The sequence below is a fragment of the Halorussus amylolyticus genome (genome assembly GCF_004143485.2).
GTDB classification, from domain to species: domain Archaea; phylum Halobacteriota; class Halobacteria; order Halobacteriales; family Haladaptataceae; genus Halorussus; species Halorussus amylolyticus.
On record NZ_ML974132.1, the window covers coordinates 333551 to 346685 of the forward strand.

A 13135-nucleotide genomic window follows, 5' to 3' on the forward strand; every position below is an offset into this window, starting at 1 on the left:
CTTCCGGCGGGAACTGTCCCCGTCCGAACGCTTTACTTCGTGAGTAGCGTACCAGTTCCGGGGAGTGGATGTCACCTGATATTACGCGGCGTGAGCTACTGGGGTACGGAGTCACTGGCGGGGTCGGGGTCGGTCTCGTGGCGCTCGCGAGCGCCCAGCTCGGCCAACAGTCGGACGGTCCGACGACTGGAAACGGTACCGAAACGACGGCCGGGGGCGGCAACGAAACGACGACTGCGAGCGAAACCACGACCGAGAGCGTCGATGCTCCCGAGATTTCTGTCGAAGAGGTCGTCCGAGTCGGCGAATCGAGATACGAGGTCACGTTCGGCTACGCGATGCCCGAAGATGCCACGGTCGAGCGAAGCCGGTTCGTCTCCGGAAACGCGTCGAACGACCCGCCTCAAGCGTTGGAACCGGGACGTCACACCTTCACCGTCGAGTGGAAACTCAACGGCGACAACGAGACGCTCGCGTGGGAGGTCCGACTCCGTGAGGGCGACGATGCGTTCCGAGCCAAGACACCGACGGCGGCGGTCGTCCGCGACAACTGGACGCTGAGCCTCGACCAGTTGCAGGCGAGGTTCGACCAGTTCGCCCCGACCGACATCACCGTGGTCACCGACCCGGGGATGAAACAGACGATGCGGATGGCCAACGACCGAGGCAAAGCGGCGTTCACTGTCCGAGAGAGCGGTCGAGTCGTCTACGAGGAGAACGGCACGTGGTGGGACGTTGGAGCGAGCGCGAGCGAGATGATGCCGCCCGAGATGGGCGGCGCGGACGGGTTCGGCGACGGCGACGAGAACGACCAGTACACGTTCACCTTCTCGAACTCGCCGTACGACGGGAGCCAGCGGATGACCCACATTTTGAACGAGGGGGAGCACTGGGGCGCGAACGTCTTCTACTACTTTCCCGAACACGACCAGGGCGGTGCCGGACTCGACTCCGCCCAACCGGACGAAGTGTACAGCAGGATTCGGGTTCGGTTCGAGTCCGACTGGGTGCAGCGAAACGACGGTGACACGTGTAAAATATACTGGGCTGGCTGCAATCTGAGCGCGGGTCGCGCAGGGAGCGCAGGCTACGCGCCTTCCGGCGACGACGGCTGGAGCGTCAGAATCTACACTCGCGGTCCGTCCGACGACGGGACGGTGTCGCTCGGGTCGTACGTGTATCACTTAGACCAGAACGGGAATTTCGGGTCGCTGTGGGACTGGTCGTCCGAGGCCGAAATCGGCGAGTGGCACCAGATAGACACCTACGTCAGACTCAACTCCGTGACCGACGGGTCGGCCGAGCGCGACGGTGTCGTCCGAATGTGGCTGAACGGGTCGCTCGAAGACGAGCACACCGACGTTCGGTGGCGGACCACGGAGGACCTCGGCTTCGACAGGCTCGGGCCGGGGTCCTACTGGGGCGGGTCTGAGGTCTCCCCGCGGAACAACAGGGTCAAGTACAACGATTTTCAGGTCAACGTCGGGTCGGAAGGCCTGTAATTGGGTCGTTCGTCGAGCGCGAAAACGCAGTTCCTCCGCGAGTCAGGTGATGTACGACCCGACGGTTCTGACGTCGAGGAGTCCGAGCAGAATCGCCAGTGCCGCCCACACCGCGCCGCCGAGCAGGACGACGCCAGCCAGCGTGACGAACCCCGAAACGAACGCCGCCGACTGGACGACGACTGCGCTCATCGCGCCCGTAATCCCGAGTATGAGGACGAAGTCTCGCGCGACCGTGCGAACCTCGATGGATATCTCGGTGTGCATGACGTACACGGTCGTCAGCGCGTAGGCAGTGTGGGTCACGGCCTTGGCTATCGCGGCCCCGACGACGCCGAGCGCGGGGACGAGGACGACGATGAGCGCGACGTTCGCGAGCGCGGTCGAACCCTTCGCTATCGACCGGGCGCGCGCTCGTCCGAGGAAGTCGAGCGCGTTCTCCGAGACCTCCTCGATGGCCTGCAGGCCCGCGACGAGTGCGAAAATCTGGAGCACGTCGGTCGCGGGCGCGTACTCGGGACCGAACACGATGGTTATCATCGGACGCGCGAGCAGAATTAGTCCCGCCGTCGCCGGAACGTACAGCAGGAGCGTGTGGACCAGCGTGGACCGGTAGATGTCCGAAACGCGGTCGAGTTGGTCGGCCGCCTTCCGGTCGCCGAAGTACGGTCCGACCGAGAAGCCGAGCGCCGACGCGGGCGCTTGGAGCAGGTGGACCGCCTGCTTGCTGAGCGCGTAGTAGCCGACCGCGACCGGCGCGAGAAAGAACCCCACGAGCGCGGTGTCGAGCGTGTTGTCCACGACTTTCGCGCCGCGAGTGGCGAACAGCGGCACGCTGTACCGGAGCACGTCGGTTCGCGTCTCGGCGTCGAGGTCGCCGTCGGTGTCGAGGCCGCGGTAGACGCTCCGGTAGAACAGCACCACGCCGACGACCGCCGCGAGTCCGAACCCGACGATGTACCCGGCCATCGCACCGACCCCGCCGAACCCGAGGAGGACGAACACGACGACGAAGCCGAACCGACCCACGCCCTCCGACGCGTAGACGGCGGCGCTCCGGTCGATGCGCTTGAACCCCTGCAGGAGCTTCCGGAAGTAGCGATACAGCGCCCGGACGACGATGACCGCCGAACCCACGAGCAGGAGCGTCCCGAGTCCGGGGTCGTCGAACACCGACGCGAGCGGCGCGTGGAACACCGCTATCGCGAGCGCGACGACGGTCGAACTCACGAGGATGAACCGAAACGAGAAGCCCACGATGGGACCCAGACGCTCGGGATTGCTCTCGCCGTACTCCGCGATGTACGTCGCGGCTGAGTAGGGGACTCCGAGGTCTGCGAGTAGCTGTGCGCCGGTCAGAATCGACAGCGCGAGGAAGAACAGCCCGTACACGCCGGGGTCGAGGGCTCGCGCGAGAAATAGTAGCGTGGCTCCCGACGTCCCGAAGTAGAGGATTCGGCCGACCATCTCCGCTCTGAACCCCTGTGCGATGTTGTCACCGATATCCATGTTGGTGCGAAATTTGCAGTCCGAACGCCCGGTCGTCGCGGGTCTCGTCAGTAGCCTGCGACTGGATGCCCATTTGTTATTGAGCGTCTTTCCGCGAGTAACGGGTGGTTACGGGCTTCTCCGTGCGAACGGGTGGCGCACTCTGTACGCACAGGGCCCTTCCCTACGGAGGGTCGGAGCGCGCTCCGCACAGGCAGGAAGGCTCGCCCGCACGAGCGGGGCCCCGCTCGTGCGGGCGAAGCCGACCGTATCGCGCATTACTTTCCGGGCGGGACCTCGGGACCGTTCGATACGCGGCTCCTAACAAAGTACCCCGGTATCGGTAGTGGGGGTACCGTGATTCGAAGTACGAGAAACCCACTTGCCGATAGTTTCGTCGCCGCCCAGTACCGCAATTCGCTCGACTCGGTCGTCCCCTCGAACTCCCGATAGCGATGGCGGGAGAGATGCACACCGAGAGCCGACTCGCGGTCGAACTGTGCGAGGACCCGGATGCGTGGGACTCGTTCGTCGAGCGAAACGACGGCCCGGCGTACGCGACTTGGGGGTGGGGTGACGCGGTCGAATCGTACGGCCACGACAGGTGGTATCTGGTGGCGCGCGACTCCGGGACCGACATCGTCGGCGCGCTCCCGCTGTTCCACGTCGAGAGCAGGCTGTTCGGCTCGAAGCTCCTGTCGCCAGCGTTCGCCGAGCGCGGGTCGGTCGTGGTCGGCGACAACCGCCGGGACGAAGCCGCGAATCTCCTCCTCGACCGCACGAAGGCGCTGGCCGACAGGCTCGATGTCGATTTCGTGAGTCTGCGAGGCTCGCAAGTCGAAGGTACCGACGACTACGTCGAGAAGAACAGATACGTGACGTTCCGAGTCTCGACCGACCGGGACGCCGAATCGGTATGGGCCGACGTGAAAGACAGCCGCCAGCGCCAAATCGAGCAGGCCGACGACGACGAGTCGCTCACGTTCGGCGTCGGCGACTCGCTCGCCGACCTCCGGGAGTACTACGACCTCTACCTCGAATCCATGCGAGGTCACGGAACTCCCGCCCACTCGTTCGAGTTCTTCCGGATTCTCTGGAATCGACTCCACGACGCCGGAAACCTTCGGCTCAGCACGATTCACCGAAACGGCGAGCTGATAAACGGCATGATAGACCTCTCGCTCGGTTCGACGGTGTACCAGTGGGGGGTCGTCAGCGACTACGACCACCGCGACCTGAACGGCGGGAGCCTGCTCCTCTGGAAGTCGCTGGAGTGGGCCGCCGAGAGCGGCTTCGACGCCTACGAGTTCGGTCGCACTCGCGAGGGGTCGGGCGTCTACATGTTCAAAAAGAGCTTCGGCGGACAGAAGACGTGGTACGACGACCTTCACTACTTCCCGGGCGGGTCGGCGAACCTCCCCGACCCCGACGACGACAAGTACGACCGCGCGAAGGAGGTGTGGCGGCGACTTCCGATTCCGGTGACCCGCGTGGTCGGGCCGCAGGTTCGGAAACGCATCGGGCTGTGAACTGACCCGAAATCATGAAACTTGCCGACCTCGTCCCTATCGACCTCTCCTGCTTGGGCGCAGCCAGCTTGAGCCATCGAAAGCGAGAGACCCTCGAACTCCTCTCGGACAAGTCGTTCGACGCGGTCCTCGACGTCGGTTGCGGGGACGGCCAGTTGACGAACATGATTGCCGACGCGTGTAACGCGGCTCACGTATGCGGAATCGACATTTCCGAGGAGTTGGTTTTCCACGCCGCAGAGCGGGGTGTGTCTGCGGAGGTAGTGAATCTCAACGAAGACGAGTTCCCGTTCGCAGACGCGGAATTCGACCTCGTGTACTGCAGTGAAGTCGTCGATTATCTCTGGGACGTTGACCACTGCTTCTCCGAAATCAGACGGGTCCTACGAGACGGAGGGATATTCGTCGTGTCCACGCCCAATCTCGCGGCCTTCCACAATCGAGTCGCACTCGCGTTGGGAAATCCACCGCTCCCCGTCCGGCGTTCAACCGACGTGTTGTCGGGCGAAGACGACCGGTCGCCCGTCTCGAATCGGAACACGCTGTTCACCGTTTCGACGCTCGAAGAGACGCTCGGAAATCACGCGTTCGACGTCGAAACAGTGGTCGGTTCCACCAGTTATCGGGAGAAGTACTCGCCGTTGGTCAAACTGGCCGACCGAACGCTTGCCCACTTTCCCGCACTCAGTTATCGAATCATCGTCGTTGCACGGAAAACGGCTGAAAACTGACCTCTTGGGAAGAAGTGCTCCGTCAGGGATTCGAACCCTGGTCCTTGCCGTGAGAGGGCAAGATGATTGGCCGGACTACACCAACGGAGCGTGTCTGCACTCATGCGTAGTCCGACGGACTGTTTAACAGTTGCGCTTTCCGACCGGAGTGTCCCGGTTTCGCATATCAACGGACTAATCGAATCGAAGGCGGCTACTCTTCGAGCGGCGACCCGGCGGCGTCGGGTTCGTGGCCTTCGAGGCTGATGATGTTCTCGCGGCCGACCCGGAGTTTGCTGATGTCGCCGTCCTCTTCCATCTCCGAGAGGAGCATGCTGACCTTCGATTTCGACCAGCCGGTCTCTTCCACGATGTTGACCTGCTTCATGCGGCCGCCGTTCTCGTCGAGGAGTTTCTTCACTCGCGCCTCGTCGGTCAGCAGCTCCTCGTCGCTGACCGACGGCGCTGGCGAACCGGTGTCGGCGCTCGCGGCGGCCGCCCCGCCGCTCCCGCCGCCGGGGTTGTTCTCGTTCCCGGTCAGCGAGCCGAAATCGCCCTGTCGCCACGCGAACGCGGCCGCGAGGCCGAGGAGGACGACCACGGCCGCGACGAACAGCATCAGCGGCGACCCGTCGTTCGACGTGGACTGACTCGCCGCTCCCGGTTGCGTGGTGTTGGTCGTCACGGTCGATTGGCCGCCGGTCTGCGTGGTCGTCTCCTCCGTCGTTTCCTGTATGGGTTTGAATTTCACGCGTGGCCGCTGGTCGGTGAAATCGCGCTCGCCTTGCCACGTCACGGATTCGCTGTTCTCCAGCGTGTCACCGGAGATTTCGCTCGTGTTCGGGTCGGCCGATTCGAACGTGAGTCCCGGCCCGGTGTGGACGACCAGCGACTGATTCGGGCCGAGATACAGCCCGCCCTCGAACACGTCGCCGATGATAATCGTGTCGCCGTCGTTTTCGGAGGAGCCGAAGCCGGTCCACTGGAACGACATCTGGACGACGCCCCGATTCTCGTTGACCAGACCGCCGACCTCGGCTTGCTTCGAGAAGCTCTCGGCCTTCATGACGCGGTCGGTCGAGTTCTGTCCCACGCTCGTCAGTCGCTCGGCTTGGTCCTGGAAGTCGTCGTACAGCGCGGTCGAGTTGTTGTTGAACTCGGCGGCGAACTGCTCGAACTGCTCGCGCTCGGTATCGTTGAGCGTCCGCTGATACATGAACGTCCACTCCGCAGTGCCGTTTTCGTAGGCCGTGATGTGGAACTCCACGGTATCGAAGTTCTCGGTGACGCCGAGCGTCTCCGTCTCTGCGGACGTGTTCTGCGCGGGCGGGGACGTGTCCTGCGCCGACGGAATACCCGGGGTAGCCGCCCCGGGTATCACTCCCACTCCGACGAGTAACACGATTACGAGGCCGACAGCCAGCCGCCGTCTCATGTACGTTATTCCTCCATCGTTGCGTATAGTATGTTCGTTGTTCGGGACCAATCGCGGTTCCCAAGGACCCCTCGATTGCCACCCGTTCGGCGTACGTTATTCCTCCATTGCCCGGTATAAAAGACCTTGTGACGTGGGACTGTCACCGAACAACGTTTCCAGCTACCATGACCTGTGCTGGCGATTGCCACGCCGACGCGTCGTCGCGGGGATTCCCGTCGAGCACCACGAGGTCGGCCCGATACCCCTCGACGACCCGTCCTACGTCGGACAGTCCCAGCAAATCCGCGGCGTTGACCGTCGCGGCCTCCAATGCCATCTCGGGCGAGAGACCGTGTTCGACCATCAGTTCGACCTCCCCGGCCGCGTCCGCGAGGTGATTGAACGGGGTCCCGGCGTCGGTCCCCATCGCGATGGGAACGCCAGCGTCGAGGGCGTAGTCGAACGCGTCGTCGAACGCGTCGGCGGCCTCCTCGGCTTTTCGCACCGCGAACTCCGGAATACCGCCTTCCGTTCCGGCGTCCACGATGCCGTGAAGCGCCTTCGCGGTCGGCACCCAGTAGGTGGCCCGCTCGGCCATCAATTCGGCGGCTTCGCGGTCCATGAAGGTGCCGTGTTCGACGCTCGAAATCCCCGCCTTCGTCGCGTTTTTGATTCCCGCCGCGCCGTGGGCGTGGGCCGCGGTCGGAACCCGTTTGGCGGAGGCGGCGTCCACGAGCGCCGCCAACTCCGCTTCGTCCAACTCGGGCGCGCCGGTCAGCGCGCCCTCGGTCAGGACGCCGCCGGTCGCCATGCACTTCACCACGTCAGCGCCGCGTTTCAGTTGCTCTCGGGCGGCTTTCTTCACCTCGGGGACGCCGTCTGCTTCCCTGCCGAACCAGTGGCCGTGCCCGCCGGTCATCACGACGTTTTCCCCGCACGCGAGGACGCGCGGCCCTTCGACCACGCCCTGCTCGACTGCCTTTGCGGCGTCGAGCGCGACCGAACCCGACGCGCCGAGGTCTCGGACCGTCGTCACGCCAGCGTCGAGCGCGGCGTCGAGATTCGCGGCGACTCGATACGCCAACGTCGCGTCGGAATCGTCGCGGTTCGAACTCGGGTCCGGTCGGCCGTCCATCATGAGGTGGACGTGCGAGTCCACGAGACCCGGCGCGACGAACTGTCCGGTCGCGTCGAGGTCGTCGTCGCCGTCGGGGACGTCGTCGCCGACCGCGACGATTTCGCCCGCTTCGACGGCCACGTCTGCCTCGCGCGCGCCGTCCGCGTCTACCACCGTTCCGCCTCGGAGTACGAGCATGGTCTCGTGATTAGCGCCCCGGACCCTAAGTATCGCGGTCGCGGAACTTCGGTGTTCAAGTGCTGATTCGACGACGCTCGACGGCCCACCCGGCACGACCTCGCACGAACGCGGGCGGTTTCACCCGAACAGGCGGTGGGTTTATGTGAGGTCGAACGGTATCAGTTCCCAATGTCTCGGATGCCGGACGACGGTGGAGACGCCGACGACCGGTCGGCGCTGGCCCCCGACGAACTCGACATCGAGAACGACGAGAACGTCGTCTCGCTCGACGAGGGCCGGTACGTTATCGGGACCGACGAGCGGCCCACGGTACCCGAGTCGGCCGAGGAGGCCGACGACGAAGGGACCGAGCGCGGCGATTCGTCGGCGAGGGAGTCGCCGACTCCCTCGCCGCCTGCCCCCGCGGACTCCGGCGCGGTCAAACAGCGGTTGGAGGAGGACTTAGAGGGTTCGAGCGCCCGGTACGGCTTCCACGTCTCCGCGAAGTCCGAGGACGCGGTGAGCCACCAGCAGATGTTCTCCGACGACGTCGGAACGGTCTTCGACAGCCTCCTGCGGTGGTACGCCCAGCAGTTGACGACCGAGATGCCCGCCGAGGACGTGCTCGGCATCCTTCTCACCGAGTCGAACGTCCGGGTGCGCTACTCGCCGTCGTGTCTGCAGGCCATCCTCGAAGCGTACGACCTCGGCCCCGACGACACCATCGCCGACCTGTACGAGGCGGTCCGGGACGACCGCGGGATGGTGTTCCCGCCCGAGAACGTCTGAGAGTGACTGCTGTGGCTCTGTTACGAGCAGTGTCGTACACCATCGTTTCGTGGGCCAAAACTATCCCACCGGCTCTCTCCGCGATTATCATCTCCGAGAGCCGGGGGTGGGTTTTATGTCCTGGCGTTCGATGTTCGAAATAGAAAGTCACATGGAGGTACAGGAGTCGACCGAACCGACCGACGAACCCGGAGCGCCCCGCGCCGAGGAACCCGCGAAGGAGGACCTCGAAACCCGACAGGTCGTGGAGTTCCGACTCGGCGAGGACTACTGCGCAATCGATATCGGCGAAGTGGACAGCATCGTCGAAATAAAGAAAGTGACCCGCATCCCTCGAACGCCCGACTCCATCGACGGCGTGATGGACCTCCGGGGCGAGACGACAGCTATCATCGACCCTCGGACGTTCCTCGGGGTCGAGGGCGAGTCGCCCGACGCCGACGAGCAGAATGTCCTCGTCCTCGACCGTCCCGACGACAAACAGAAAATCGGCATCCGCGTGGACGAGGTGCGCGAAGTCGCCACCTACACCGAGGACCGAATCGACACCGACGACGACCTCTCGAATCTCGACACGCAGGGGATTTCCGAGCGCGTCTCGCGGGGCATCATCCGGAAGTCCAACGGTGGCGAGGACGACGCCGCCGACGGAGACGACCTCAACCTCGTCGTGTGGGTCGATATCGACGCGGTCATCGGACAGTTAAAATGAGTTGTGCTTTCGAGCGACCGAACATCAGTGATGATAATCGCGTGCGAGCATTTATTTCGCCCCACTTTCAATCCCCCGGTAGGTGACTATCATGGCAAACGACGTACTCATCGTTGACGACTCGGACTTTATGCGGAATCTGCTCCGGGAGATACTCGAAGAGGAGTTCGAAATCGCTGGCGAGGCCGAAAACGGGGTCGAAGCGGTCGAACTGTACGAGAAGAACGCGCCCGACCTCGTGATGATGGACATCGTGATGCCCATCCGCGACGGCATCGAGGCGACGACCGAAATAAAGGACGCCGACCCCGGCGCGAACATCATCATGTGTACCAGTATCGGGCAGGAGGAGAAGATGAAGGCGGCCATCAAGGCGGGTGCCGACGGCTACATCACCAAACCGTTCCAGAAACCCAGCGTGATGGACGCCATCGACGACGTTATCTCAGCATGACACGGGCAGTCGTCGTCGACGACTCCCACTTCATGCGGACGGTTATCTCCGATATTCTGGAGTCCGACGGCATCGAAGTCGTCGCGCAGGCCGACGACGGCGAGACCGGCGTCGCCGCGGTTGCCGACCACGAACCCGACGTAGTCACGATGGACGTGGAGATGCCCCGGATGAACGGCATCGAAGCCGTCGAGGAGATAATGGCGACGAACCCCACGCCCGTGCTGATGCTCTCGGCCCACACCGACGAGGGCGCGGAGGCGACGTTCGAGGCGTTGGAGAAGGGTGCGGTCGATTTCCTCGCCAAACCCGGTGGAGAGGTCTCGACCGAAATATCGGCTCACCGCGACGCGCTGGTCGAGAAAGTCCGGTCGGCCGCGCGGGCCGACCCCGAGACGTTCGGCGAGGTGGACACGACCGACGACGCCATCGAGACCGACCACGCGTACATCGAGAACCCGACGCTCGTCGTCGGGGCTTCGACCGGCGGACCGCGGGTGGTCGAGCGCGTGCTCTCGGACCTCCCGCGGAACGCCGACTTCAGGGTGCTCGTGGTCCAGCACATGCCCGACGGCTTCACCGCGCGATTCGCCGACAGACTCGACCGTCGAAGCGAGTACGACGTGTCCGAGGCCGAAGACGGCATGCGAATCGGCGGCGGCGAGGCCGTCGTCGCGAAAGGCGGCTACCACCTAGAAGTTGCGGGCTACGGCAACGGTCGGCTCCGGCTTCGACTCCAGCAGGAGGCCCAGCGTCACGGCGTTCGGCCCGCTATCGACGTGACGATGGAGACCGCGGCCGAGAAGGTCACGGGGCCGCTCACCGCGGTCGTCCTCACCGGCATGGGCAAGGACGGCGCGGCGGGCGTCGAAGCCATCTCGTCGGTCGGCGGCGCGACCCTCGCCCAGAACGAGGAGACCTGCTCGGTGTTCGGCATCCCGGCCCGCGCGATAGAGACCGGATGCGTGGACCGGGTCCTCTCGGTTGAGGAGATGGGCAAGGCGATACTTTCCACGATTCGAAAGAGTGAGTGATAGAGTATGGAAGATTACTTACAAGAGTTCATACGAGAGAGCGAGGAGAACATCACCGAGTTGAACAATTCCCTGCTCGAACTCGAAGACGACCCCAACGACGAGGCGGCGATGGATTCGATATTCCGGACCGCCCACACGCTCAAGGGTAACTTCGGCGCGATGGGCTTTCAGGAGTCGAGCGACCTCGCCCACGCCATCGAGGACCTGCTCGACGAGATTCGGCAGGGCCGGATGGAGGTTTCGGCCGACATCATGGACCTCGTGTTCGAGGGCGTGGACGAAATCGACCGCGCGCTCGACCAGATAGAGGAAGACGGCGAGGCCGACATCGACCCCGACGACATCATCGCCGAGATTCGGGGGACCATTCAGACCGGCGGGTCGGCCTCCGGCGATTCGAGCGACGAAGCCGACGCGGGCGGGGATGCCGACGGGGACGCTGACGGTTCGGCCGACGAAGCCGACCCGGACGCTGCTGTGGCGGACGCGCTCGCGGAGTTCGCCGACCCCGGGGCGTTAGCGGACCCCGGTGGCGACGTGTTCCACGTCGCTGTGGATATGGGCGACCCCGAGATGAAGGGCGTCGATGGGATGTTCGCGCTCGAAGGCCTGAACGACGGTCTCGACCTGCTCGGGACGGTGCCCGACGTGGACGCGGTCAACGACGGCGAGTACGACGACGGCTTCGACGCCTTCGTGGTCGGCGAGAGCGCGGGCGCGGTCGAGTCGGCCGTCGGGTCGGTCGGCAAAATCGCGGGCGCGACGGTGACGCCGGTCGATGCCGACGACGTGGCCGCGGCCGCCGACAGCGCCCCCGACCGGGCGGGCGCGGACGGCGAAACGAGCACCGACGGCGAGTCGGACGTGGATGGCGAGACGGGCGCGAGCGACGAAGATACGGCGGAGGCGGACGCCGCGGCGTCCGCCTCCGCGGGCGAAAGCGGGGGCGAAGCGTCCGCGAACGACACTTCCGACACCGGCGATTCGTCCGGGAGTTCCCGGTCGTCCGAGTCGGACGCGTCCGACTCGGACGACACCACGAAAATCGAGGAGATACAGTCGGTCCGGGTGGACGTGGACCAACTCGACGACCTCCACGGGCAGGTCGAACAGCTCGTGACGAGCCGAATCAAGCTCCGGCGGTCGGTCGAGCAGGCCGAAATCGACAGCGCCGAGGACCACCTCGACGAACTCGACAAAATCACGTCGAGCCTGCAGGACACCGTGATGGACATGCGGCTGGTGCCGCTCAAGAAGGTCGTGAACAAGTTCCCGCGACTCGTTCGGGACCTCGCTCGGTCCCAAGAGAAGGAAATCGACTTCGAGATGGAGGGCACCGACATCGAGTTGGACCGCACCATCCTCGACGAAATCAGCGACCCGCTGATGCACCTGCTCCGGAACGCGGCCGACCACGGTATCGAGGACCCCGACGCCCGCGAGGCCGCGGGCAAGCCCCGCGAGGGGTCGGTCACTCTCCGGGGGTCGCGCGCCAGAGACCGCGTGACCATCGAAGTCGAAGACGACGGCAGCGGTATCGACCCCGACGCGCTCCGGACGAAAGCGGTCGAGGAGGGCGTGCTGACCCGCGAGGAGGCCGACGACCTCGACGACCAGGAAGCACAGGAACTCATCTTCCACGCGGGCTTCTCGACCACGGAGGAAGTCACCGACGTGAGCGGTCGGGGCGTCGGGATGGACGTGGTGAGCGACACCGTCTCGCGCCTCGACGGCGTCATCGACGTTGACAGCACGCCGGGCGAGGGTACGACCATCAGCCTCTCGCTCCCGGTCACGGTCGCCATCGTGAAGGTGCTGTTCGTCCAGTCGGGCGACGAGGAGTACGGCATCCCCATCAAGAACGTGGACGAAATCCGCCGGATGGACGAGCCGAAAACCGTCGAGGGCGAGGAGGTCGTGACTCACGACGACACGGTGTACCCGCTCGTCCGACTCGGGGAAGCCCTGAACGTCCCCGGCGAGACCAAGAACGGCGACGGCATGCTGGTCAGAGTCAAGGAGTCCGAGCGCCAGGTCGCCATCCACTGCGACGCAGTGAGCCGACAGGAAGAGGTCGTCGTCAAGCCGTTCGAGGGCATCCTGTCGGGGATTCCGGGGCTGTCGGGTGCCGCGGTCCTCGGCGAAGGCGATGTCGTGACGATTTTGGACGTGGAGACGCTATGAGACGACAACCACGAGG

General features: G+C 64.7%; 11 protein-coding genes and 1 tRNA gene. 8 read left to right on the top strand and 4 right to left on the bottom strand.

Going from position 1 to position 13135, the window contains the following annotated elements:
* The first annotated feature begins 68 nt into the window (after positions 1-68).
* Positions 69-1502 (top strand): hypothetical protein, encoded by a 1434-nt coding sequence (locus EKH81_RS08975; protein WP_132059383.1) that lies wholly within the window; start codon positions 69-71, stop codon positions 1500-1502.
* 42 nt (positions 1503-1544) lie between these two features.
* Here EKH81_RS08975 and EKH81_RS08980 read toward each other — a convergent pair whose 3' ends face one another.
* A complete protein-coding gene (locus EKH81_RS08980; protein WP_132059382.1) occupies positions 1545-3011 on the bottom strand; it encodes a flippase in 1467 nt (488 codons plus the stop codon).
* Positions 3012-3445: 434 nt separating this feature from the next.
* Between EKH81_RS08980 and EKH81_RS08985 the strand changes: the two genes are divergently transcribed.
* Both EKH81_RS08985 and EKH81_RS08990 read left to right on the top strand, forming a co-directional pair.
* Positions 3446-4519 carry a GNAT family N-acetyltransferase gene (locus tag EKH81_RS08985; RefSeq protein WP_202935099.1) on the top strand — a complete coding sequence of 358 codons (1074 nt, stop codon included), beginning with the start codon at positions 3446-3448 and terminating at the stop codon, positions 4517-4519.
* A gap of 14 nt (positions 4520-4533) precedes the next feature.
* Positions 4534-5250, top strand: coding sequence for a class I SAM-dependent methyltransferase (locus tag EKH81_RS08990; protein WP_132059381.1), 717 nt, complete (start codon positions 4534-4536; stop codon positions 5248-5250).
* 15 nt (positions 5251-5265) lie between these two features.
* On the opposite strand, the gene EKH81_RS08995 is transcribed toward EKH81_RS08990, so the two are convergent.
* From EKH81_RS08995 to EKH81_RS09005, 3 genes are all read right to left on the bottom strand, one after another.
* Positions 5266-5340 (bottom strand) — tRNA-Glu (locus EKH81_RS08995).
* Positions 5341-5443: 103 nt separating this feature from the next.
* Positions 5444-6664, bottom strand: coding sequence for a helix-turn-helix transcriptional regulator (locus EKH81_RS09000; protein WP_132059380.1), 1221 nt, complete (start codon positions 6662-6664; stop codon positions 5444-5446).
* 142 nt (positions 6665-6806) lie between these two features.
* Positions 6807-7961 carry a metal-dependent hydrolase family protein gene (locus EKH81_RS09005; RefSeq protein ID WP_132059379.1) on the bottom strand — a complete coding sequence of 385 codons (1155 nt, stop codon included), beginning with the start codon at positions 7959-7961 and terminating at the stop codon, positions 6807-6809.
* A gap of 171 nt (positions 7962-8132) precedes the next feature.
* Here EKH81_RS09005 and EKH81_RS09010 point away from each other — a divergent pair, with 171 nt between their 5' ends.
* The 5 genes from EKH81_RS09010 (at position 8133) to EKH81_RS09030 (ending at position 13119) form a co-directional block, all read left to right on the top strand.
* Positions 8133-8732 carry a DUF7500 family protein gene (locus EKH81_RS09010; protein WP_132059378.1) on the top strand — a complete coding sequence of 200 codons (600 nt, stop codon included), beginning with the start codon at positions 8133-8135 and terminating at the stop codon, positions 8730-8732.
* A 151-nt stretch (positions 8733-8883) separates the two neighbouring features.
* Positions 8884-9444, top strand: a complete 561-nt coding sequence (locus EKH81_RS09015; protein WP_132059377.1) for a chemotaxis protein CheW — start codon at positions 8884-8886, stop codon at positions 9442-9444.
* Between the two features lie 91 nt (positions 9445-9535).
* Entirely contained in the window at positions 9536-9898 is a 363-nt protein-coding gene (gene cheY, locus EKH81_RS09020; RefSeq protein ID WP_132059496.1) for a chemotaxis protein CheY, read from the top strand.
* Positions 9895-10932, top strand: a complete 1038-nt coding sequence (cheB, locus tag EKH81_RS09025) for a chemotaxis-specific protein-glutamate methyltransferase CheB (RefSeq protein WP_132059376.1) — start codon at positions 9895-9897, stop codon at positions 10930-10932. Before cheY ends, cheB begins: the two co-directional genes overlap by 4 nt.
* A 6-nt stretch (positions 10933-10938) precedes the next feature.
* The gene (locus tag EKH81_RS09030; RefSeq protein WP_132059375.1) at positions 10939-13119 is read left to right on the top strand and encodes a chemotaxis protein CheA; all 2181 of its coding nucleotides are present in this window, start codon (positions 10939-10941) and stop codon (positions 13117-13119) included.
* Positions 13120-13135 lie beyond the last annotated feature (16 nt).

What these genes read in the sequence shown, in the direction of transcription:
- EKH81_RS08975 (WP_132059383.1), top strand. Translation starts at nt 69, where the DNA reads ATGTCACCTGATATTACGCGGCGTGAGCTACTGGGGTACGGAGTCACT.
- EKH81_RS08980 (WP_132059382.1), bottom strand. Translation starts at nt 3,011, where the DNA reads ATGGATATCGGTGACAACATCGCACAGGGGTTCAGAGCGGAGATGGTC.
- EKH81_RS08985 (WP_202935099.1), top strand. Translation starts at nt 3,446, where the DNA reads ATGGCGGGAGAGATGCACACCGAGAGCCGACTCGCGGTCGAACTGTGC.
- EKH81_RS08990 (WP_132059381.1), top strand. Translation starts at nt 4,534, where the DNA reads ATGAAACTTGCCGACCTCGTCCCTATCGACCTCTCCTGCTTGGGCGCA.
- EKH81_RS09000 (WP_132059380.1), bottom strand. Translation starts at nt 6,664, where the DNA reads ATGAGACGGCGGCTGGCTGTCGGCCTCGTAATCGTGTTACTCGTCGGA.
- EKH81_RS09005 (WP_132059379.1), bottom strand. Translation starts at nt 7,961, where the DNA reads ATGCTCGTACTCCGAGGCGGAACGGTGGTAGACGCGGACGGCGCGCGC.
- EKH81_RS09010 (WP_132059378.1), top strand. Translation starts at nt 8,133, where the DNA reads ATGTCTCGGATGCCGGACGACGGTGGAGACGCCGACGACCGGTCGGCG.
- EKH81_RS09015 (WP_132059377.1), top strand. Translation starts at nt 8,884, where the DNA reads ATGGAGGTACAGGAGTCGACCGAACCGACCGACGAACCCGGAGCGCCC.
- cheY (WP_132059496.1), top strand. Translation starts at nt 9,536, where the DNA reads ATGGCAAACGACGTACTCATCGTTGACGACTCGGACTTTATGCGGAAT.
- cheB (WP_132059376.1), top strand. Translation starts at nt 9,895, where the DNA reads ATGACACGGGCAGTCGTCGTCGACGACTCCCACTTCATGCGGACGGTT.
- EKH81_RS09030 (WP_132059375.1), top strand. Translation starts at nt 10,939, where the DNA reads ATGGAAGATTACTTACAAGAGTTCATACGAGAGAGCGAGGAGAACATC.